This window comes from Nostoc sp. LEGE 06077, from assembly GCF_015207705.1.
GTDB lineage: Bacteria > Cyanobacteriota > Cyanobacteriia > Cyanobacteriales > Nostocaceae > Nostoc_B.
Map to the genome: position 1 here is coordinate 1 of NZ_JADEWI010000088.1, position 19,921 is coordinate 19,921.

Below are 19,921 nucleotides of genomic sequence, written 5' to 3' on the forward strand. Positions count from 1 at the left end.
GCGAAAGCGCGGGTGGGGTGTATTTCATGTGCTTGGGAATTGCTATATTCTCACTCTGCACCTCTACTCCCCTTATTTCCTTTCCTTTTCCGTCTAGCTGCTGTCTAGTTTAGATATCAGTTGCGATGCATGATGTGTTGACTCCAACCAAACAGCTAATTTCTCAAAAATTAATTAGTGGCGGCTGCTTCAGTGCTACCAGGGTTATGAGAACCAGTCAGGTTATTAAATAGTACTTGACCGATCGCTCTAATTAAACTACCTTCTAGTTCTTCAGCCATTTGCATATTCAAACTAAAGGCATGATTGGCTTCTGCTACAATTCTGTCGGCTGTGGCATCATCTACAGCTACGGCGTTTAAAGCATCCCGGTATTTGTCTTTAAAAGCTTTTTTGTCGGGAATTTGGTCAAAGTTATAAAAAGATGTGCCTTCGTAGCCAGACAGCTTCAGGGTTGACTGGGCAATTTTTTGTAACATCTGACCGCCAGAAAGGTCGCCCATGTAGCGGGTGTAAGCATGACCAATTAATAATGCAGGTGCAGATGCAGATAATTGTTGAATACGGGTGATGTATTTCTTGGCATTGTTGGAAGGTGTGATTAAACTTCGCCAGTCGTTGCCATAGTAAAATACCATGTCTGTTTCTAAGGCTGCCCGGCGATTCAGTTCAGGAAAGTACATCCCACCAATTACCGGATTGTTTTGGTGACTGGCTAAGGCTGTTTCTAGTTCGGTGTAAACAAAATACAAGTTGCCGAGAAACTTTGCAAAGCAGTCTTTATCGACAACACCTTTGAGAAAACATTTCATGAATCCGACATTTTCTGCTGCTGTGTGCGCTTTTTGCGTACCAGAACGCAGTTTGACAGCTAAATTACTACTCATTTTTGGTTCCTTTATCACCGACTTACATCAAATTGAGAGGCTAGAGGCTAGAGGTGACAGGTTAGAGGCGACAGGTTAGAGGCTGGTTTTAATTACTCAAGACTCAGCACTCAGCACTCAGCACTTTTACAAGAATTTACGTCAGAGATAGAGAATTGTTATCCTAGATGTAGAGGGGAAAAGCATCGGCATCACTTCAACCAGCAAATACCACTGCCGATACTGTTCGTAGGGATTTTTGTTCTCCCAAAATCATTTAACTATCAATACTTGTATAACTATACAGCTATTAATATTTCTTTATATTCCTATATTTTTGGCAAAAATATAGATGTAGCAATCCAACATCTCTAAAAAGCAGCGAAATTAACCGAAAAATAGGTGCTACAACCCTGAGAAACCTCAGCATTAAGGTTATCTTGTGGAATCTGCTTTTCAATAATTTAACTGATGTGGAAACATAATATTCTATGCTTATATAACTATTAAAAGATAAAACTATGTCAAGGAGTCTCATGGTCGATTCAGTGGCAACTCCAGAGCCTCAATTGCTGAAGCCGGGTGTTAAAGCACCTGTTGCAGAAACATTATTAACACCGAGGTTTTACACCACTGACTTTGATGCAGTGGCGAAATTAGATATATCGGCTAATGAGGCAGAAATCCGGGCAATTGTTGATGAACTACGTGCCGACTACAACCGCCATCACTTTGTGCGTGATGATGAATTTAAACAATCATGGGATCACATTACAGGTGAAAAACGCCGCGCCTTTATTGACTTTTTAGAACGCTCGTGTACTTCAGAGTTTTCTGGGTTTCTCTTATTTAAAGAATTATCGCGCCGCCTGAAAAAAAATAACCCGCTGTTATCACAAGCCTTTGAATATATGGCTAGAGATGAGGCTCGCCATGCAGGATTCCTCAACAAATCAATGGCGGATTTAAAACTATCTCTAGACTTAAACTTTTTAACTAAGTCCCGCACATATACTTTCTTCCCGCCAGAGTGGATTATTTACACAGTTTACCTATCGGAGAAGATTGGTTACTGGCGTTATATCTTAGTTAATCAGCACATGCAGGAGCATCCAGAATACCAATTTTATCCACTATTTCGCAAATTTGAGAGCTGGTGTCAAGACGAAAATCGCCACGGGGATTTCTTTAAAGCATTGTTGCGATCGCAAACCAAACTCTGGAAAAGTTGGCAAGCAAAATTGTGGGTGCGGTTTTTCTTGCTAACTGTGTTTGCTACCCATACAATGACAGTATTTGAAAGGGCATCATTTTACGAGGCAATTGGTATTCATCCCCGTAAATACAACAACAGAGTTATTCAAGAAACAAACAACACTTCCGCACGCGCATTTCCCCTCATCCTCAATACAAATCATCCCGAATTTTTCTGGCGCTTAGAACAGTGTTCGGAGAACAACTTGAAAATTGCGGCAATTAACAAGAGTAATCAGCCAAGTTTGGTTAAGTTATTTCAAAGAATACCGCCAATTATCGCCATTGCTTGGAATATGTTGCAGCTATATCTCATCAAGCCAATTGATACAGAAACGACCCGCGGCACAGTTTTATAATTAGCTTGTGTGAGCTATTAAATATTCATTAACCAAATAGATACCCGATTTTTAAATAAATTGGGTATCTTTAATTTTAGGAAAAAATATTATTTGAATCTACAGATTTATTAGCAAAAAATAGCCTCTTGCTCACCTTATATCCAGTTACGTATATCCGTTGATAGAGAAGAAAGTTACTCCGAGAGATTGAGGAAAAATCTATCAAAAAAAGATAAAAATACAAATATTGAACTCAATAAAATTGTAATCACAAGATTTTACTTAATAGGAGAACTTAAAATGGTTGTTGGTGTACGGAGAAGGTCTATAGGTGTATTTTCTAATCGTAGAGATGCCGAAGAAGCACTACATGAACTAAGAAATTCTGGCTTTCCGATGGATAGAGTTTCGGTGATTGCCAGAGATGCAGACAATCAAGATGATATTGCCGGAACCCAAGTAAGCGATCGCATTGGCGACAAATCTGATGAAGGTGCCAGAGTTGGTGCAGCTACAGGCGGTGCTTTAGGTGGTTTAACAGGCTTATTAGTTGGTCTTGGCACTTTAGCAATTCCGGGGATTGGGCCAATTATGTTGGCAGGCGCAACAGCAACAGCGATCGCCACTACTATTGCTGGGGCTGGTATTGGTGCCGTAGCAGGTAGTTTAATTGGTGCCTTGATTGGTTTAGGAATTCCTGAAGAACGCGCCAGAGTTTATAACGATCGCGTCCAAAGAGGCGGCTATTTAGTCATAGTAGACGGCTCAGACGATGAAATTGCTAGAGCAGAAGCCATTCTACATCGGCGAGGCATTGAAGAATATGGTATTTACAACCATCCCGATAGTCATGGCCTGCATCCAGAAATTGGTCATGCCAAACACGCTCTAGGCTACTTTAATCTGCGTCAAGATGCAGAAGCCGCAATTAATGATTTACGAGTTGCTAACTTTCCCGTTAGCCAAATTTCCTTAATTCATCGTGAGTCTATCAATCAAGATGCCTTAAGAGGTGTGAATTTTAGCGATCGCCTCGATGCCGTTCGCTATGGATTGCCAGATGACCGCACTCGCTTTTACAACGAGCGCATCAACCAGGGTGATTACATCGTTGCAGTCAGTGGTACAGATGACGAAATCCATCGTGCTGCGGCTATTCTCAATCGCCATAGAATTCAGCAGTGGCAAATTTTTGACCCCCGCAGCCACTCAACAACACCCATTCACCAGCACCAAAACCGCCGCGCCGTGGGTGTATTTTCCCATCGTCGTGATGCAGAAGCCGCACTGAATGAACTGCGTGATGCTGGCTTTCCCATGAATCATGTTTCACTCATTGCTAAAGACACAGACGGTCATGGTGTGGCTGGTGTCGGTAATAAAGCCGATGAAGGTGCTAAAGCTGGTGCCGCTACAGGTGGTGCATTAGGTGGTTTAGGCGGCTTATTAGTTGGTTTAGGTGCCTTAGCCATTCCGGGAATTGGCCCAGTAATTGCTGGTGGTGCATTAGCGACAGCCTTAGCAACAACAGTGGCTGGTGGTGCCATTGGTGCAGCCGCAGGTGGTTTAGTTGGCGCATTGGTTGGATTAGGCATTCCCGAAGACCGCGCCAGAGTTTATAGCGATCGCTTCCAACGCGGTGATTACTTAGTCATGGTTGACGGTACAGAAGCGGAAATTCAACACGCCCACACCATTCTGCAACGTCGGGGAATTGAAGACTTTGGCATCTTTGACGCAACTGATGTCAATCCAGAACACAATCGAGGTGCGGATTGGACAAGACATCAAGAAACCCCAGTTATCGAAACTGGTCGCACTAATCATCCAGTCATAGGCAATCATTCAGATCCTAGCGTCACAATTGTTGATCGTCGTGATGACATCCTCTAACCAAAGTTAGTTGTCAATCCTAACTTACTTGTTTGTAATTATGGGTGCGATCGCCAGTCAAAAATCTTTCGTGTCCAAATCTATCACTAACTAAAACAATGAAAAAACTAGCTCCCTTCTTCATTAGTAGCTTATTACTTGTTAGTGCTGCGGCTTGTCAGAATCCTTCTAGAACTAGTGAGTCAGCACCCGATACAGTGAGTCAAAATCCAGCATCGCCTGCTGCACAAACAACTCAAGAAGCAAAAGAAGACGCTCAAAGTGAATTACGCCGCCGACAGCTTAATCAAGATATTCGTGCGCGTGAAGAACGAAACAATGTTACTGGTGGCGATGCAAATAGAGCCACAGGCGACCTTGCCAGCGAAGTTCGTTCTAAATTAGAAGCCAATATCCCCGATGGTCAAATCACAGTTGCGGCCGACCAACAAGGTATAGTAACTGTCAACGGCACTGTCAAAAACCAAGATCAACTTAATAAGATTCAGCCTTTAGCCCAAGAAATTAAAGGTGTTAAGAGCGTAGTTAACAAAGTAGTTGTTGCCCAGCCAAAACAATAACAAAATTAACTGATATCTTGCACCATCTCAATCGCTATAAGGTGGGCAATATCTACAACCTAAAAATTAGATTTTGACCGAAGTTTCGGCATTGCCCACCTAACTTTAATTACCATCAAGCAGAAGCGTGCAAGTTATAACTCAAGTAACCTAGAAAACGTTATTATGATTAGTAGTCAGAGGTTAGTCTTAAGTAAACTAACCTCTGACTCAATCCGCTATTTTGTTTTTTGTGCCTTTCTTAGTAAAATTTTTGTGATTAGTAAAATTCTAAAAATATGGCGCTCGAACAAGAATTTAATTCTGTAGATGTGGCATCTTCAATAAGTACAGTTGCCCTTGAAGGTGCAGACACACAAAACTTACCAAAGCTGCCCCCAGCCAGGGAACCAGAAACTCAATGGCAGCAAATAAATCGTCAAATCTCTCAGCTTTTAGAGCAGCTACCATATTATTTAAATCAGTTTTGGGTAGCTTACAAGTTACCTATAATTACTCTAGGTTTAGTTTTAGCAGCTACTGTCACACTCAGAGTTGTCCTCACAGTACTGAATGCCATTAATGACCTGCCATTGCTAGAGCCGAGTTTAGAATTGATTGGAATTGTTTACTCTACTTGGTTTGTATTCCGTTATCTTCTACAAGCCTCAACTCGCCAAGAGTTATGGGCAGAAATTCGCACTTTCACATCCCAAACTTTAGAAGAAAAACAATCCTAATTTGATTAGTGAAAATTTTGCTTGCTCAGATACCCAATTTCTCCCAGAAGTTGGGTATTTATATAATTAATGAGGAATTAATATTTATAGCAGATTATAGCAGGAGGCAGGAGAATAAGTCTTACTATTCCTGGCATTCAAGCTTTCAAATTGTCCTAACATATATGACTACCGCTATACTAGTAAATGAGGTAAAATTTTAATACAAAATTCACCTGTTTTCTGCTGTATTTAGATTAATCTAATTTGATTTATAAATTTTACAAAAACATTAATTATTAATTAGTAAATTCATCAATCAAATAATAGTTTTATTGTTTTCTATAGGTACTATAAAAAACACTTTAACTATTTCTATAATATATTGCCAATACAGTTACAGTAGCACAGGCAATAAAACTAATTATATTACCATACATTAAAATCATGTCATGTTGATAATATCCATAAATAGCACTATTAAGCTGAATCAGATTAAAACCAATGAAAGTTATTAAGGAGATATTATTAGCACTTTTGGTTTGAAGAATTCTGATAACTTGGGGAATAAATAAACTAGCATTGAATACAAAGCCTAATCCAAATAAGAAAGTAACAATTTCTTTCATATAATTGAATACTCTACAGATGATTGCTCAGTAGTTAATTATTAGCTGGAGACGCAGTTGATTTTTTGACATAAGCAACCACTAACGGTGTTAATTTATCTTCCATCTGACTAATAAAAGCATGGTCAGAATCAGACCAAACTCGTGGCTGACCAAAGATACAAGGCTGTAAAATTCCCCATAATTGATTGTCTTGGCACAAGTGAGCATGAATTAGCGCCCGATGACCAAAATTCTCACGTTCATAATTTTTATTTAAAACTTCTGGGCTGGCAATTTCTACATCTTCAACATAAATTGAAGGTGCAGTTCGTAGTGCAGCAGCAAATAAAGGATCTTCTTGCGGTAAGCTTTCTAGTTCTAATTTCCATTCAGGTTCTCGCACATCTGGAATATTTTCATTTCGCCGCCAGCAATAGCCAACTTTCCCCATCTTAGTGTGAGGATTTCTTAAGTAGAGAAAACAGCGATCGCACTGTAATACTTCTCCTATGATTGGCAGTATGGCAGTAAAAATATGATCTGGTTCGCTGTATGTTACTAAAATATCTTGTACAGCTTTTGGCAGAACTAAATTAGTCATGTATATGTCAGGTAGTTTCCTGTGACATTCTCTCAATGACTAATAATTGCAAGCATCGTTCTACCGATACAGATCATGAAGTAATAAAATTACCTTCAATGTTTGTTGACAAAATTCACCGTTATCACAGAGAAATTATATGTATTGGTAAAGACGCTTGATATAGCGTCTCTACTGCTTAGTGTAAATATTACTTAGTTCACTGCAATAACTACACCCAAACTCTCATTCGCTAATCTATCAACAGCACAGACAGCATAAGTTCCTGGTTGGACAGTAGCGAAGGTTGTTCCAGCCGATAAAACACGTTGAAGAGTCCAACTATCACCAGCTTGCCGATAAAGTGTCCAAGAACGTACAGGCTGACTATCTCCAGGTTGCCAATTAAGTTTGCCATCTTTGAATTGCAGGGCTTTGGGTGGTGCGACTGGGGCTGCATTCCGCCAAGACATAGAAGGTACTAATGCGGGTCTAGAATAAAGAGAATTTTTAAACTGGTCAGCAATACCGCGCCGATTTTGATTAATGGCACTCATACTAAAGAAAATATTTCCTAAAGATAAGTTTCTGGCTAAGTTCCGAGAAATTTTCACTTGTTTATCAATTTCATCGTCTTTCCAAGCTTTACCATCTAGTTGACCGAGATTATTCCCGGTGTAAATGTGTCGCTGCTTAGAATTAACGTCTGTCCACCACTTCAGTAGCGCAGGGTAACTTTGTTTGGTTTGGTCAATTCGCCAATAGAGTTGCGGTGCTAAATAATCAATCCAGCCTTGTTCTAACCATTTTCGTGAATCAGCATACAGCACACTGTAGGCATCTAAACCACTAATTCCGGCTGGTTGTCCGGGGCGGTAAATCCCAAAAGGACTGATACCAAATTTGACATAGGGTTTTGTCGTCTTGATTCCTTCAGAGAGGCGCAACACCATTTGATTGACATTTTCTCGCCGCCAATCATCTAAATTCAACGAACCGCCAGCAGCTTTGTAGGCGGCGTAGGTTCTGCTATCGGGGAAAGATTGGCCTTGAATGGGATAGGGATAGAAATAATCGTCTAAATGAATCCCGTCTACGTCATAGCGCCGCACAACATCCAGAATGACATTGTAGGCTCTATCTTGGACAATTTTTGATCCTGGTTCCATCCACAGTTGATTGCCCCATTGATAAACTACCTCTGGATGAGTCAGGGCTATATGGGGGCGGACATTGGGAGAACCTTTGATGCTAGTTTTAGCGCGGTAGGGGTTGAACCAAGCATGAACTTCTATATTCCGTTTGTGACATTCAGCGATCGCAAACTCTAATGGATCATAAAATGGTTCTGGCGCTCTTCCTTGAGTTCCCGTAATCCAAGCACTCCAAGGTTCTAATTCCGAAGCATACAAAGCATCCCCTTCTGGGCGTACTTGCAAAATCAAGGCATTGAAATTTAATGCTTGCAATTGGTTGACAATTTCCAAGAATTCTGATTTTTGTTGGGCAGTTGGCAACCCAGCTTTGGAAGGCCAATCAATATTCGACACAGAAGCTACCCAAGCCCCCCGAAACTCGCGTGTATGGCTAAGTTTCAATGTACCTGGAACTGGGGGTGTGGGTATGGGAGTTGGAATTGGAGTGGGTGTGGGTGTTGGCGTGGGTGTTGGTGCTGGTGTTGTGTTTGGTGGTACTACAAGATACACAGAAGCAATCTTTGAGGCGCTACCTAAATACACCAAACCTTGATAAACCATCACCGCGACATCTGCGCGAGTAGCCGCAGTGGCATAGTTAAGTAACTTGATATTGGGGAAACTCGCCACAAAGCCGGCACTAGTCGCCAATGCTACTTGATTTCTGGCATAACCAGGAATGTTAGCTGCATCTTGATAAATTTGGGGTAGTTGGTTTACTAAGTCCGGGTTGATTTTCGCCGCAATTTCCAACCCGTTTACCAGAGAAACTAAAACATCACCCCTAGCAATGCGATTATTTGGACGGAAATATTTATCAGGATAGCCAGCTAAAAACCCGGTTTCGTAAGCTTTTTGAATGGCGCTTGCAGCCCAGTGATTTGCCGGGACATCAACAAAAGGAGTGTATTGGCGCTTGACTGGTACAGTAAACACTGCTGCAACTATCGCCGCAAACTCAGCACGCGTCACTGAGTTATCTGGGCGAAAAGTCCCGTTGGGATAACCATTTAAAATACGCCGCCCTGCTAAGGCTTCAATAAATGGACGCGCCCAATGGTTTTGAATATCTGAGAAACGTGCAGTAGTAGAGACCATTGTTGATTGTCACTAGTTTGCTTGGCTGGATTCTAGCAGCGCGATCGCAATTACTCCCGGACTTTCCTATAAATTTTCATATTTGGTAATCTTGTCAGGGCTGTGGCGACAGTTTGCGGTGATTGCTAATAACTAGAATTCAATTCCATTGACAACGAGCCATAATTTAAGTGAGTCGATGTGAACAAACAAAACCAAGTTAAGAAAGGTAAATAAGGCTACCATCCTTTTCCCTTTTGCTTTTCCATAAGGATAATTTTTCACACTGAGCCACTTATGTATATCACTGAAAAAGCACATGGAAAATAACAAAATTGAGGTAACTGGAATCAACGAACCTCTACTTAGGCTGATTGATGAGCGAGTGCGTCACTTTGGAGGTGACAGAGCAGCATATATCCGTGATTTGATTGAAAGGGATATATTCGGTACATCATCCGAACAGAAACAAAAGAGTACCGAATTTGATACAAAGCGTACTTTTGACCCACAACAATGGTCATCTGACATGAAATTATTAGCAATAGGTGCGGAAAAAATGCCAGTTTTACCACCAGAAGCATTTACCCGTGAAAGCATTTATGGGAATCATGATTGATGCTATTCATGGCAGATACAAACATCTTATTAAGGTTCGTTTCTCCTTCAGATCCAAATCATATTTTGGTTTGTGATGCCATCTCTTCTTTACTGCAAAAGGGAGAAGAAATCTGTTACACATCACAAATTATGGGAGAATTTTGGAACGTATGTACTCGACCTACAACGGCAAGGAGCGGTTTTGGCTTATCAATTGAGGATACAGACCAGAGAGCGCAAGTGATAGAGCGGTACTTCACTTTTTTACCTGATAGTGCAGCAGTTCATATACAATGGCGGCGTTTGGTTGTGGATTATAGGGTGTCAGGGGTCAAGGTACATGATACAAGGCTGGTTGCGGCAATATTGGTACATGGCTTAACGCATATCCTGACATTTAATGTTAGTGATTTTGCCCGTTATTCAGATATTACTGCTGTTCATCCCATAGACATAACACCATAATAGACCCAAACTATAGTCTGAGGTATGTGCGATCGCCACATTTCCCAAGTTGCTAAAATAAAACCAAAACAAGTAGTCTCACTATCTGACCAGTGCGAAGATATCAGGTATTTTACTTAATATTTTTTATCACCTTAGCTGCGATTCTAAGTTTTGCTTTACTTACAGACTTTTCACCAGTGGTTAGTTGCGATAAATGGAAATATACTGCAACATCATTCAAAGAAAAATATTATGCTAATCCTGTAGATTTAGTAGTTCAACCTTGGCGAGGACAGCATCATGTCTATGGAACATTTCTCATTCCCAATATTTATAAAAATGATGGCTTTTTTACTCTAACACTTCCAGGAAATAAAACTTACTGTGGACAACTTTTAAATGTTAGCGGTTTTGTAATTCCCGGTGTTTATCCAAAGCCAGAAAATCGGATTGTTCGAGGATATTTAAACACTCGTGTTGCACTTTTATTAATTCTGCAAGGACATATCAACGATTTAAATCAACCAGAAAACTGGAAACTAGGTTATTTCGAGAGTAGAAAAAAATATCATCCAAAATCCAAGTGAATTTCTGTACTTTTTCAAACTAATATTCCCGCAATACAAGCAGTAATAAAACTTGCCAATAATCCCCCAATCATTGTTCTTACACCCAAGCGAGCTAAATCATGTTGGCGTTGCGGAGCCAGACCTGTAAGTCCGCCGATGGTAATACCAATTGAGCCGATATTAGCAAAATTGCATAATGCGTAAGTAGAAATAATAATGGATCGTTGCGAAATTTTTCCGTCTTGAATTAGCTGTTTTAAATCTAAGAAAGCAATAAACTCATTTAAAATTGTTTTTGTTCCCAATAGCGCCCCTACTTGTTGACAATCATTCCACGGTACACCCATCAACCATGCTACGGGAGCCATGACAACAGATAATATTAATTGCAAAGATAACTGTGGTAAATTCACCAGGGAACCAAACCATCCTAACAAAGCATTTAAAGCAGCGAGTAATCCTAAAAAGGCAATAATCATTACCCCTACATTAACGGCTAATTTTACGCCATCAATTGCGCCTGTTGTAGCCGCATCAATAACGTTAACATAATTCGTTTCTACATCAATTTTGGCTTGAACTGCTGTTTGAGAAACTTCTGTTTCTGGGTACATTAGTTTGGAGACAACTAATGATGTCGGCGCAGTCATAAAAAAAGCTGCAATTAAATGTTCTGCGGGAATACCAAAAGATAGATAAGCGCCTAAAACTCCACCAGCAATTGTGGCAAAACCTCCTGTCATCACTGCATGAAGTTCTGATAAAGTCATATTGGCGATGTATGGTTTGACCATCAGTGCAGATTCTGTCGGCCCTAAAAAGATGTTACCTGCACAAGATAATGATTCTGAACCTGATGTTTTCAATGTTTTAATCATCACCCAAGCCAGAATATTCACAACTCGCTGCAAAATTCCGTAGTAATATAAAACACTAATAAAGGCAGAAAAAAAGATAATAGTCGGTAATACTTGAAAGGCAAATAAATGGTCTTTAAAATTTTCGCCAAAGACAAATTTTGCACCAACATCTGAAAAAGCTAAAAAATTACTGACAATATCTCCTAAAGATTTAAAGACATTTAAACCCCAAGGTGTTTTTAAAATTAGCAAGGCAAAAATAAACTCTAATCCTAAACCCCAAGCAACTGTTCGCCAACGAATAGCTTGACGTTCAACCGACAAAGCATAAGATATCCCAATAAACACTAATATTCCCAGGAAGGAAATAGCACGTTCCATATTGACTTCCGCAAATGTACAGCTATGATACTTGGCTATCAAGCATACATAAAAATGTAACTTTTTTAACTTTTTCTAGTTAAATTGCCTCGGTATGATGAGAGAAAGCGATCGCCACTTGAGAATTAAACTCTATACAAGGCAAAGGTTTAGAATTTGTAATAAAACTTCCGGCTTAAAACGATGCTAAAACTGATACCCTAAAATTTACTTTGTTGAAAAACTGTTTATGAATCGAATGTTTCGGCGCTACCACCGCCAGATAGCCATTATTCTATGTTTGCCTTTATTTTTAACTGTATTAACTGGTATGGGATATACCATAGCCCATGAATGGTTACGCCAAGATGAGTTAGGTGAATTTCTCTTAGGACTACATACATTAGAAATCATTCATTTAGAGAAAATTTACCCAATTTTGAACGGCTTAGGCTTAGTTGGCTTGTTGATTACTGGCGTAAGTATGACAGGTTTATTCCGTCAACGAGCCTAATAAGAATAATTTCGCCTTTTTGTCTGGGATATTGTTAGCATCACTTACCAACTTACTGTTTGCAAATTCTCAACTTGCTGAAAATGGGCATCGCGTGTTACCAGTGTTAACTGATACTGCAATGCGACAGATGCAATCCAAATATCATTTTCCGGTAATGGATGCCCTTTGAGCCTGAGTTTGTTTTTGATTTCACCATATTGACGAGCGGTTTCAACATCACACCCAGCACGGTATTGTTGGCAACAAATTCATCAACTCTTGCTAAATTCTGTGGAGATCGCCCCGATTTTCTTGCCCCGTAACACAACTCCCCAATTACAATACTGGGAATAAAAACTTCATCAGCTTGAGCAAGATTGTTTTTGATAACTGCTTCATCTGCAAACAAAGCAATAATAATGTTTGTGTCTAGCAAATATCTACCATTCATTGATATCAACCTGCTCACAGTCTTGCTCAATTGCCTCACGCATTAACTGGAGATCATCGGGTGGTATCGAGCCTGCAAAACGTAGCAATTCTTGACCTGGAGTGCCGCGAACTTGAGATTTTGCCAGTATTCGAGCGAATTCAAGTACCTGCCATTGCAAATCCTGTGGCATAGCTCTTAATTGTTCAATTACTTCATCAATAATGGATATATTCATTTTATCCTCCTTCCTATTCGTCATCCTACACTGCTTGAAGATGTGCCGCACAGATGATGTTGAGAAAAGTTAAAAGTGCGTTCTTGGTGGTTTGTTTTTTCAGGATTTTGTGTAATTTAAAAAAACAGATAAATCCCCATAATTAAAATTAGGGTAGGGGATTATCTATAAATCGGTTTTTTACAAACCCATCACAGTACGATAATGGGCTTCAATTTCTGCTACAGTTTGCGACTTGCGCTGTGTATCCCATTGACTAAGCTGAAATAATTTTTGCCGCAATTCATCGACATTAATTGTAGTAACTTTACCATCAGTTACTATTTGTTTGCCATTTACCCACGCACTATCAACAACATTGGTCGGTCGTCCTAAAACTAATAAACCGATAGGATCTGTCCGGGGAAGTAATGATAAACTTGTCAAGTCATAAAGCACTAAATCGGCTTGTTTACCAACAGTAAGAGAACCAATTGTCTTTGCCATATTTAAGCCTTTTGCACCGCCTAAAGCTGCCATTTCTACAGATTGTCGGGGTGTAATCCAATATTGATAATCTCGTTCTGTGGTGTTGTGGAGAATAGACCCAATTTTAATAGCTTCTAATAAATCTTGAGAATCATTACTCGAAGCACCATCACAACCAAAAGTGACATTTACTCCAGCTTGGCGATATTTTAAAATTGGGGCAATACCGCTACCTAAACGCAAATTACTTAAAGGATTGTGAACAACTGTCGATTGAGTTTCAGCCAGAATTTCTATATCAAACTCATTTAACCAAACACAATGGGCAAGAGAAGTGCGATCGCCTAAATACCCAAGGCGTTTAAGATGTTCAACAGCACTACAACCGTATTTTTCTTGGGCGAGTTTTTCTTGGGCTTTGGTTTCCAGCAAATGGGAGTGACGACATAAATTATAGCGATCGCTCAACTCAATACAACCAGTAAATAAAGCATCACTACACAACTGAATCCCTGTCGGTGCAACTAAAATATTCACACCCTCTTCTGGGCGATGAAATTGTCTCACCGCCTCCTCAATCATGTCTAGGGTGTCCGCAGTTGAACGAAAATAAGGTTCGTGATTGCGTTCTGTCTCCCCAGAGGGAATACCTGCTGTGAGAGATTCATCTTGAATTAAAGGTGCAATAAATGCCCGAATCCCAATTTCTCGGTAAGCGCGAACTGCGGTAGCGATGGTTTCTAACTCTTGTCCGGGAATTAACACCAGATGATCTACTACACTCGTACCGCCGGAAAGTAAAGTTTCTACAGCAGTTCCTAAAGCACTGAGGTAAACTTTTTCGGTGTCTAGGGGGGCAAAATCATATAGTTCCGCCAGCCATAATTCTAAAGGCAAAACTGACATAATACCCCGTTGCCACATTTCCGAAGAATGGGTGTGGGCGTTGACGAAACCGGGTAATAGCAGTTTGTGTTCACCGTTAACTACTGTCCCCACAACATCAAGATTGGGTGCAATAGCAGAGATTTTTCCCTCTACAACCTGTACATCTGTGGTTGTGTAAGCATCATCTGTGGCAATTAAAACATTTTGAATAGTAAAGTTCACGAGTTAAACCTTGATTAAGTAATTGAACGCTCTACTACATTTCAAGTTACAAAATAGAAAAAGGTGTTGGGTGTTGCAATTTATGAATCAGCCTCTGCGGACTTTGGGCGTTGCGCCAAATGCTTGGATGGTAGATCATGCGATCGCAGATATTACGCGTCCTCCTAAAACCCCACAACCCGTTATTTTATCAACTGAAACCAAAACCCTGCGCCTGGACTTAGCAAAAGCTGCCATCCTCGTAATTGATATGCAAAACGACTTTTGCCATCCTGATGGCTGGTTGGCGCATATTGGCGTGGATGTCACTCCCGCACGTCAACCCATTGAACCGTTAAATAATTTACTTCCTAAACTGCGTCATGTTAACGTGCCTGTAATTTGGATAAATTGGGGTAATCGTCCCGACTTACTCAATATCAGTGCGGCTTCGCATCACGTTTATAACCCCACTGGCGATGGTGTTGGGTTAGGCGACCCTTTACCCAAAAACGGTGCTAAAGTTTTGATGGCAGGTAGTTGGGCTGCTGCTGTCGTTGATGAATTACCACAGTTACCCGAAGATATCAGTGTGGACAAATACCGCATGAGTGGTTTTTGGGACACGCCCTTAGATAGTATCCTGCGAAATTTGGGGATTAATACAATATTTTTTGCTGGTGTGAATGCTGATCAATGTGTGTTAACTACACTATGTGATGCCAATTTTTTAGGATACGACTGCATTTTAATTAAAGATTGTACGGCAACAACTTCACCTGATTATTGTTGGTTGGCAACTTTATATAACGTCAAACAATGCTTTGGTTTTGTCACCGACTCACAAGCAATTTTCACCGCTTTAAATCACCCAGAATTAACAGGAGGAACTTAATCAATGCACTCTACTCGTTGCGTAATTCCTGTTATTAAATCTCCTAAAGATTATAAAGCGTACCGCATTAGTCCCCATGATACTAATCGGTTAGCAATCATTTTTGATTCAACCAATGCCAACACTTCTTTAACTTGTTGTATAGAAATCTTTGATGTCGGTGGAAAAACCCCGCCAAATCGCCATCAATGGGCATTAGAAATGTTTTTTGTCCTCAAAGGTGAAGGAGTTGCTATTTGTGATGGGAAAAAAGTCGCTATTAAAGCTGGAGATAGTTTATTAGTGCCGCCCACAGGTACACATTTAATTAAAAATACAGGTTCGAGTCGCTTGTATACCTTAACAATTATGGTTCCCAATGAAGATTTTGCGGAATTAATTCGCAGCGGTACACCAGTAGAATTAGATGCAGAAGATATGGCAGTATTTGGCAGATTAGATACCTTTATGCCTTATTGAAGCAGAATTCAGGATTTCATTATCAAGATGTTCGTGGATTTTCTAGCTCCATTCATACAGAAGACTCAACTGAATTATGATGCCATTTTAATGGATGATACACATACAACAAATTCTTGTATGTGTATCAAGATTTTTGCAAATTAGTATTACTCCTGAATTCTGTTTAATAACTAATTTGGTGCAACTAAAGTAAACACAGTAATCTCAGGACGAGCAAAAAAACGCAGATGTAAACCTGTCATTCCTAAGCCTCGGTTAGTATACAAAAACATCTTGACTACTTGATATTTCCCTAAAAAATACTGTCTTGCAAAAGGCGGGAGTATAGGCGGTGTGATAAATGGTAAGCGGATTTGTCCACCGTGAGAATGTCCTGAAAGTTGCAAATCAAAGCGCCCTGTTGCAGAACTGGTAATAGCAAAGTCTGGTTCATGGGCTAATAATATTGCTGCGCCTGCGTTGGGTAATTTCTGCATCACTAAATCTAGGCGGCTTTTCCCCATCTGTACATCATCTACACCAGCAATGTGTAGCATAGCGCCACCTCTTTTGAGAGTGTAAATATCATTACCTAAGTAAACAATATTACTTTGTTTGATGGCTTTGATAATTGCTGGCGTATCGTTCTCGTAGTCGTGATTACCTAATACTGCTACAGTTTGATCTTTGGGTGTGAATTTAGCTAAAGAATCAGTCAGTGAAGGGATTAATTTTGATAAATTACGTGTAACTAAATCACCTGTAATTGCAACTAAATCTGGTTTTTGTTGGTTAACAAGTCGGACTATCCGCTGTAAACGTTGCGGACTCATCCATCTATCGCGGTGAATATCGCTGATTTGAACGATGCGATAACCGTTAAATTCTGCTGCGAGATTGGGTAATGTCATTCGTAAAGAATTGATTTCAATCCAATCTGGTTCAATCAACTGGGCGTATAGTAAAATGCAAAAGCCTAGCAATATGCACCATCGGATACATCGAAAGGCTGATCGGCCGGCTTTTCTCAACCACTTACGAGTTCTCAAGGCACAATCTCCTTCGACTTGATTGGCAGTTTTCTTACTGATCTGCTTTTTTAAAATTCGTAGCCAATTTTCTTCGTTCAGAAAAAATAAATATAGTCTTAAGGTAGATAGAATAGATAGATGTGATATACTATCTGTCTCTCTACTCCTGGTTTTATGGGACTGCCAATTGTTGCAATTATCGGCCGACCGAATGTCGGCAAATCCACCCTGGTTAATCGTCTCGCTGGGGAACAAACGGCGATTGTCCACGACGAGCCAGGGATGACACGCGATCGCACTTATATGCCTGCTTATTGGAATGATCGCGAGTATTTAGTGGTAGATACAGGTGGTTTAGTCTTTAACGATGAAACCGAATTTCTGCCCTTAATTCGTCAACAAGCACTAGCAGCGCTACGAGAAGCGAGTGCGGCAATTTTCGTGGTTAATGGTCAAACAGGCCCCATACCAGCTGATGAAGAAATCGCTGAATGGTTACGTCAACAACCAGTACCAGTACTGCTGGCTGTGAATAAATGCGAATCCCCAGATCTAGGCATAATTCAAGCTGCGGAATTTTGGGAATTGGGGTTAGGAGAACCATACCCGATCTCTGCGATTCATGGCAACGGTACAGGAGAATTGCTCGACGAGTTAATTAAACACATTCCAACTGTTACAGAAGTACCAGAAACTAACGAAATTAAAGTGGCGATAGTTGGTCGGCCAAATGTGGGTAAATCAAGCTTATTAAATGCTTTTGTCGGGGAACAAAGAGCCATTGTTAGCCCGATTTCTGGCACAACGCGAGATGCCATAGACACTTTTATCGAACGCGATGGGCAAAATTATCGCATCATCGACACCGCCGGAATTCGCAAAAAGAAAAACGTCGAATACGGCCCAGAGTTTTTTAGCATTAACCGCGCTTTTAAAGCAATTCGCCGCGCCGACGTAGTTTTATTAGTCTTAGATGCACTTGACGGAGTTACCGAACAAGACCAAAAATTAGCAGGGCGGATCATCGAAGATGGTCGAGCTTGCATTGTGGTGGTGAATAAATGGGATGCAATCGAGAAAGACTCCCACACTATCTATGATTACGAAAAAAGTATGCAAGAACGGCTACACTTTACCGACTGGGCATCGACAATCTTTGTCAGCGCCTTAACCGGACAAAGGGTAGAAAAGATTTTAGAGTTGGTAAATCAAGCCGCAGTCGAACATAAACGCCGTGTAAGTACATCGGTGATTAATGATGTTTTAGAAGAAGCTCTCAGATGGCACTCACCACCAACTTCACGGGGTGGCCGTCAAGGCAAAATTTATTATGGTACACAAGTAACCAGCCAACCACCAACAATTGCCTTATTTGTGAACGAAGCCAAACGCTTTAACGACAACTACCGTCGTTATATCGAAAGGCAATTCCGCCAACAGCTAGGTTTTAAAGGTACACCCATTCGTCTACTCTGGCGGAGTAAAAAAGTCCGCGATATGGAAAGTGGGAACGTTAACCGCGCAACTCGCGTTTAATGAAGTAAAAAGTAAAAAGTGAACCACTGCGTTGGGCGGCTCTGCCGACTTGGAGCAAGTGGTGAACCCCGAAGGGGTGAAAAGGTAAAAGAGAAAATTTTGCCTTTCAACTTTTACCTTTGACCTTTTAACTTTTGCCTTATTTTATGGATTTACTGCGATCGCTCCCACTAGGCCTCTACTTAGAACAACCGCAAACTTGGCTGCATAAACTCGATCCCCGCGTCAAGATTGCCTGGTTAATGAGTTTTTTAACCAGCTACAGTTTTGCAACTAATCAATGGCGCGTTCTGTTAGTAGCACTGTTAATTATTTTTACCTTAGTTGCCAAAATTCCCCGCCGCGTTTGGCAACAACAAATGGGTTGGCTATTAACACTGACAGTTTTAGTATTGTTTATTGCCGCAGTTAGTCCCGATGGCTTAGGGGTAAGTTATCAACCCCGTCTCCCAGCTAATGAACAAGTCTTAACTCAGCCAGTAAATACTAAAAAAGCACCCAATACTCAGCATTCTCCACTCAGCACTAAAAAATACTCATACATCCTATTTCACCAAGGGCCAGTTAAAATCACCCGACATTCTTTAGATTTAGCTGTGCGTCTAAGTACAATTTTATTTACGGTGATTTATAGTACTAACTTATATCTTTTAACGACTGCACCAGAGGAAATTACAGCGGCGATTGAAAGTATCATGCAGCCCTTACGCAGACTCAAGATACCTATAACAGAAATTACCTTAACATTAACCTTATCTTTGCGATTTATTCCCCTCGTTTTAGAAGAAGTACAGAACTTGATTCGCTCAGTAATGACAAGGGCGATTAATTGGAAAAAACTAGGGTTGAAAGGTGCAGTTAAAGTGTGGATGACAGTAGCCGAAAGACTGCTAGAAAATTTGCTGTTAAGGGCAGACCAAATGGCTAATGCCATGATGGTGCGTGGTTTTACCAGTCCTAACGAACACAAAGTCCAGTGGCACGAATTACGGCTCAAAACAAGAGATTGGTTGGCGATCGCCACTTTAACTTTATTCTGGGGAGTGCGGGTAATTTCTGGTAATCAATTTTAAGCTGTTCACTTATTATGACCAAGCCTTGGCATTGGCGATCGCTCCCTTTAGAAAATCGTACTGGCGCGGAAATTTTCGCAGCCTTATTTCTCCCTACTACACCATCAGGCATCGCCACCCTTCTAGAAAGTCCCTATCCCACAAACCAACCTCAACTTAGTCGCTATTCTATCTGTGCAGGCGCTCCTAGGATAGTTGATGGCGTACCGCAGATGTGGACACCGGAATTAGGGAATGTTTTCCCCTTTTTAGAAGAGTTGCTACACAGTAAGGGTGTAGGGGAAGAAATATTTAACTTATCCTCTTCCCCCC

Annotated in this window: 21 protein-coding genes and 2 pseudogenes; 13 read left to right on the forward strand and 10 right to left on the reverse strand. The window is 40.6% G+C overall.

Features of this window, described 5'->3' with window-relative positions; genetic code table 11:
* Nucleotides 1-170: 170 nt before the first annotated feature.
* Complete coding sequence (locus IQ244_RS30480) at nucleotides 171-887, reverse strand: heme oxygenase (biliverdin-producing) (RefSeq protein WP_193900421.1); 717 nt, start codon at nucleotides 885-887, stop codon at nucleotides 171-173.
* A 515-nt stretch (nucleotides 888-1,402) separates the two neighbouring features.
* On the opposite strand from IQ244_RS30480, the gene acsF reads away from it, so the two are divergent.
* The 4 genes from acsF (at nucleotide 1,403) to IQ244_RS30500 (ending at nucleotide 5,633) form a co-directional block, all read left to right on the forward strand.
* Complete coding sequence (gene acsF, locus IQ244_RS30485) at nucleotides 1,403-2,479, forward strand: magnesium-protoporphyrin IX monomethyl ester (oxidative) cyclase (RefSeq protein ID WP_193900422.1); 1,077 nt, start codon at nucleotides 1,403-1,405, stop codon at nucleotides 2,477-2,479.
* A gap of 282 nt (nucleotides 2,480-2,761) precedes the next feature.
* Nucleotides 2,762-4,354, forward strand: a complete 1,593-nt coding sequence (locus IQ244_RS30490) for a general stress protein (protein WP_193900423.1) — start codon at nucleotides 2,762-2,764, stop codon at nucleotides 4,352-4,354.
* Between the two features lie 98 nt (nucleotides 4,355-4,452).
* Nucleotides 4,453-4,914 carry a BON domain-containing protein gene (locus tag IQ244_RS30495; protein ID WP_193900424.1) on the forward strand — a complete coding sequence of 154 codons (462 nt, stop codon included), beginning with the start codon at nucleotides 4,453-4,455 and terminating at the stop codon, nucleotides 4,912-4,914.
* Nucleotides 4,915-5,192: 278 nt separating this feature from the next.
* Nucleotides 5,193-5,633 carry a CAAD domain-containing protein gene (locus tag IQ244_RS30500; protein ID WP_193900425.1) on the forward strand — a complete coding sequence of 147 codons (441 nt, stop codon included), beginning with the start codon at nucleotides 5,193-5,195 and terminating at the stop codon, nucleotides 5,631-5,633.
* A gap of 344 nt (nucleotides 5,634-5,977) precedes the next feature.
* On the opposite strand, the gene IQ244_RS30505 is transcribed toward IQ244_RS30500, so the two are convergent.
* The 3 genes from IQ244_RS30505 to IQ244_RS30515 all read right to left on the reverse strand — a co-directional run bounded on the left by IQ244_RS30505 (nucleotide 5,978) and on the right by IQ244_RS30515 (nucleotide 9,097).
* The gene (locus tag IQ244_RS30505) at nucleotides 5,978-6,241 is read right to left on the reverse strand and encodes a PQ-loop domain-containing transporter (RefSeq protein WP_193900426.1); all 264 of its coding nucleotides are present in this window, start codon (nucleotides 6,239-6,241) and stop codon (nucleotides 5,978-5,980) included.
* 34 nt (nucleotides 6,242-6,275) lie between these two features.
* On the reverse strand, nucleotides 6,276-6,824 hold the full coding sequence (locus IQ244_RS30510) for a GAF domain-containing protein (protein ID WP_193900427.1): 549 nt from the start codon (nucleotides 6,822-6,824) through the stop codon (nucleotides 6,276-6,278).
* Nucleotides 6,825-7,018: 194 nt separating this feature from the next.
* Entirely contained in the window at nucleotides 7,019-9,097 is a 2,079-nt protein-coding gene (locus tag IQ244_RS30515) for a glycoside hydrolase family 10 protein (protein ID WP_193900428.1), read from the reverse strand.
* A 298-nt stretch (nucleotides 9,098-9,395) separates the two neighbouring features.
* On the opposite strand from IQ244_RS30515, the gene IQ244_RS30520 reads away from it, so the two are divergent.
* From IQ244_RS30520 to IQ244_RS30530, 3 genes are all read left to right on the forward strand, one after another.
* Nucleotides 9,396-9,695, forward strand: a complete 300-nt coding sequence (locus IQ244_RS30520) for a hypothetical protein (RefSeq protein WP_193900429.1) — start codon at nucleotides 9,396-9,398, stop codon at nucleotides 9,693-9,695.
* Between the two features lie 8 nt (nucleotides 9,696-9,703).
* Entirely contained in the window at nucleotides 9,704-10,141 is a 438-nt protein-coding gene (locus IQ244_RS30525; RefSeq protein ID WP_228059252.1) for a type II toxin-antitoxin system VapC family toxin, read from the forward strand.
* Between the two features lie 179 nt (nucleotides 10,142-10,320).
* Nucleotides 10,321-10,710, forward strand: a complete 390-nt coding sequence (locus IQ244_RS30530; protein ID WP_193900431.1) for a hypothetical protein — start codon at nucleotides 10,321-10,323, stop codon at nucleotides 10,708-10,710.
* A gap of 14 nt (nucleotides 10,711-10,724) precedes the next feature.
* Here IQ244_RS30530 and IQ244_RS30535 read toward each other — a convergent pair whose 3' ends face one another.
* Nucleotides 10,725-11,933 carry a NupC/NupG family nucleoside CNT transporter gene (locus tag IQ244_RS30535; protein WP_193900432.1) on the reverse strand — a complete coding sequence of 403 codons (1,209 nt, stop codon included), beginning with the start codon at nucleotides 11,931-11,933 and terminating at the stop codon, nucleotides 10,725-10,727.
* Between the two features lie 229 nt (nucleotides 11,934-12,162).
* Here IQ244_RS30535 and IQ244_RS30540 point away from each other — a divergent pair, with 229 nt between their 5' ends.
* The gene (locus IQ244_RS30540) at nucleotides 12,163-12,426 is read left to right on the forward strand and encodes a peptidase (protein ID WP_193900433.1); all 264 of its coding nucleotides are present in this window, start codon (nucleotides 12,163-12,165) and stop codon (nucleotides 12,424-12,426) included.
* Between the two features lie 44 nt (nucleotides 12,427-12,470).
* On the opposite strand, the gene IQ244_RS33280 is transcribed toward IQ244_RS30540, so the two are convergent.
* The 4 genes and pseudogenes from IQ244_RS33280 to IQ244_RS30555 form a co-directional block, all read right to left on the reverse strand.
* Nucleotides 12,471-12,677, reverse strand: coding sequence for a PIN domain-containing protein (locus IQ244_RS33280; protein ID WP_322746135.1), 207 nt, complete (start codon nucleotides 12,675-12,677; stop codon nucleotides 12,471-12,473).
* 56 nt (nucleotides 12,678-12,733) lie between these two features.
* Nucleotides 12,734-12,859: pseudogene (locus IQ244_RS33285) on the reverse strand (PIN domain-containing protein); the annotation flags it as partial.
* Nucleotides 12,849-13,076, reverse strand: coding sequence for a hypothetical protein (locus IQ244_RS30550; RefSeq protein ID WP_193900434.1), 228 nt, complete (start codon nucleotides 13,074-13,076; stop codon nucleotides 12,849-12,851). The pseudogene IQ244_RS33285 and the gene IQ244_RS30550, both read right to left, overlap by 11 nt.
* 180 nt (nucleotides 13,077-13,256) lie before the next feature.
* The gene (locus tag IQ244_RS30555) at nucleotides 13,257-14,654 is read right to left on the reverse strand and encodes an amidohydrolase (protein ID WP_193900435.1); all 1,398 of its coding nucleotides are present in this window, start codon (nucleotides 14,652-14,654) and stop codon (nucleotides 13,257-13,259) included.
* A gap of 82 nt (nucleotides 14,655-14,736) precedes the next feature.
* Here IQ244_RS30555 and IQ244_RS30560 point away from each other — a divergent pair, with 82 nt between their 5' ends.
* Nucleotides 14,737-15,528, forward strand: coding sequence for a cysteine hydrolase family protein (locus tag IQ244_RS30560; protein ID WP_193900436.1), 792 nt, complete (start codon nucleotides 14,737-14,739; stop codon nucleotides 15,526-15,528).
* Nucleotides 15,529-15,531: 3 nt separating this feature from the next.
* Nucleotides 15,532-15,987 (forward strand): cupin domain-containing protein, encoded by a 456-nt coding sequence (locus IQ244_RS30565; RefSeq protein ID WP_193900437.1) that lies wholly within the window; start codon nucleotides 15,532-15,534, stop codon nucleotides 15,985-15,987.
* 173 nt (nucleotides 15,988-16,160) lie between these two features.
* Here IQ244_RS30565 and IQ244_RS30570 read toward each other — a convergent pair whose 3' ends face one another.
* The gene (locus tag IQ244_RS30570; RefSeq protein ID WP_228059253.1) at nucleotides 16,161-16,880 is read right to left on the reverse strand and encodes a metallophosphoesterase; all 720 of its coding nucleotides are present in this window, start codon (nucleotides 16,878-16,880) and stop codon (nucleotides 16,161-16,163) included.
* A gap of 294 nt (nucleotides 16,881-17,174) precedes the next feature.
* Here IQ244_RS30570 and der point away from each other — a divergent pair, with 294 nt between their 5' ends.
* The 3 genes and pseudogenes from der to IQ244_RS30585 form a co-directional block, all read left to right on the forward strand.
* Nucleotides 17,175-18,536: a ribosome biogenesis GTPase Der gene (gene der / locus IQ244_RS30575; RefSeq protein WP_193900439.1), complete on the forward strand. Its 1,362-nt coding sequence runs from the start codon at nucleotides 17,175-17,177 to the stop codon at nucleotides 18,534-18,536.
* 146 nt (nucleotides 18,537-18,682) lie between these two features.
* Nucleotides 18,683-19,609 (forward strand): energy-coupling factor transporter transmembrane component T family protein, encoded by a 927-nt coding sequence (locus tag IQ244_RS30580; protein ID WP_193900440.1) that lies wholly within the window; start codon nucleotides 18,683-18,685, stop codon nucleotides 19,607-19,609.
* 14 nt (nucleotides 19,610-19,623) lie between these two features.
* Nucleotides 19,624-19,921: pseudogene (locus IQ244_RS30585) on the forward strand (aminodeoxychorismate synthase component I); the annotation flags it as partial.

What these genes read in the sequence shown, in the direction of transcription:
- IQ244_RS30580 (WP_193900440.1), top strand. Translation starts at nt 18,683, where the DNA reads ATGGATTTACTGCGATCGCTCCCACTAGGCCTCTACTTAGAACAACCG.
- IQ244_RS30495 (WP_193900424.1), top strand. Translation starts at nt 4,453, where the DNA reads ATGAAAAAACTAGCTCCCTTCTTCATTAGTAGCTTATTACTTGTTAGT.
- IQ244_RS30560 (WP_193900436.1), top strand. Translation starts at nt 14,737, where the DNA reads ATGAATCAGCCTCTGCGGACTTTGGGCGTTGCGCCAAATGCTTGGATG.
- IQ244_RS30490 (WP_193900423.1), top strand. Translation starts at nt 2,762, where the DNA reads ATGGTTGTTGGTGTACGGAGAAGGTCTATAGGTGTATTTTCTAATCGT.
- IQ244_RS30525 (WP_228059252.1), top strand. Translation starts at nt 9,704, where the DNA reads ATGGCAGATACAAACATCTTATTAAGGTTCGTTTCTCCTTCAGATCCA.
- IQ244_RS30480 (WP_193900421.1), bottom strand. Translation starts at nt 887, where the DNA reads ATGAGTAGTAATTTAGCTGTCAAACTGCGTTCTGGTACGCAAAAAGCG.
- acsF (WP_193900422.1), top strand. Translation starts at nt 1,403, where the DNA reads ATGGTCGATTCAGTGGCAACTCCAGAGCCTCAATTGCTGAAGCCGGGT.
- IQ244_RS30565 (WP_193900437.1), top strand. Translation starts at nt 15,532, where the DNA reads ATGCACTCTACTCGTTGCGTAATTCCTGTTATTAAATCTCCTAAAGAT.
- IQ244_RS30540 (WP_193900433.1), top strand. Translation starts at nt 12,163, where the DNA reads ATGAATCGAATGTTTCGGCGCTACCACCGCCAGATAGCCATTATTCTA.
- der (WP_193900439.1), top strand. Translation starts at nt 17,175, where the DNA reads ATGGGACTGCCAATTGTTGCAATTATCGGCCGACCGAATGTCGGCAAA.
- IQ244_RS30515 (WP_193900428.1), bottom strand. Translation starts at nt 9,097, where the DNA reads ATGGTCTCTACTACTGCACGTTTCTCAGATATTCAAAACCATTGGGCG.
- IQ244_RS30500 (WP_193900425.1), top strand. Translation starts at nt 5,193, where the DNA reads ATGGCGCTCGAACAAGAATTTAATTCTGTAGATGTGGCATCTTCAATA.
- IQ244_RS30535 (WP_193900432.1), bottom strand. Translation starts at nt 11,933, where the DNA reads ATGGAACGTGCTATTTCCTTCCTGGGAATATTAGTGTTTATTGGGATA.
- IQ244_RS30520 (WP_193900429.1), top strand. Translation starts at nt 9,396, where the DNA reads ATGGAAAATAACAAAATTGAGGTAACTGGAATCAACGAACCTCTACTT.
- IQ244_RS30550 (WP_193900434.1), bottom strand. Translation starts at nt 13,076, where the DNA reads ATGAATATATCCATTATTGATGAAGTAATTGAACAATTAAGAGCTATG.
- IQ244_RS30510 (WP_193900427.1), bottom strand. Translation starts at nt 6,824, where the DNA reads ATGACTAATTTAGTTCTGCCAAAAGCTGTACAAGATATTTTAGTAACA.
- IQ244_RS30505 (WP_193900426.1), bottom strand. Translation starts at nt 6,241, where the DNA reads ATGAAAGAAATTGTTACTTTCTTATTTGGATTAGGCTTTGTATTCAAT.
- IQ244_RS30570 (WP_228059253.1), bottom strand. Translation starts at nt 16,880, where the DNA reads ATGACATTACCCAATCTCGCAGCAGAATTTAACGGTTATCGCATCGTT.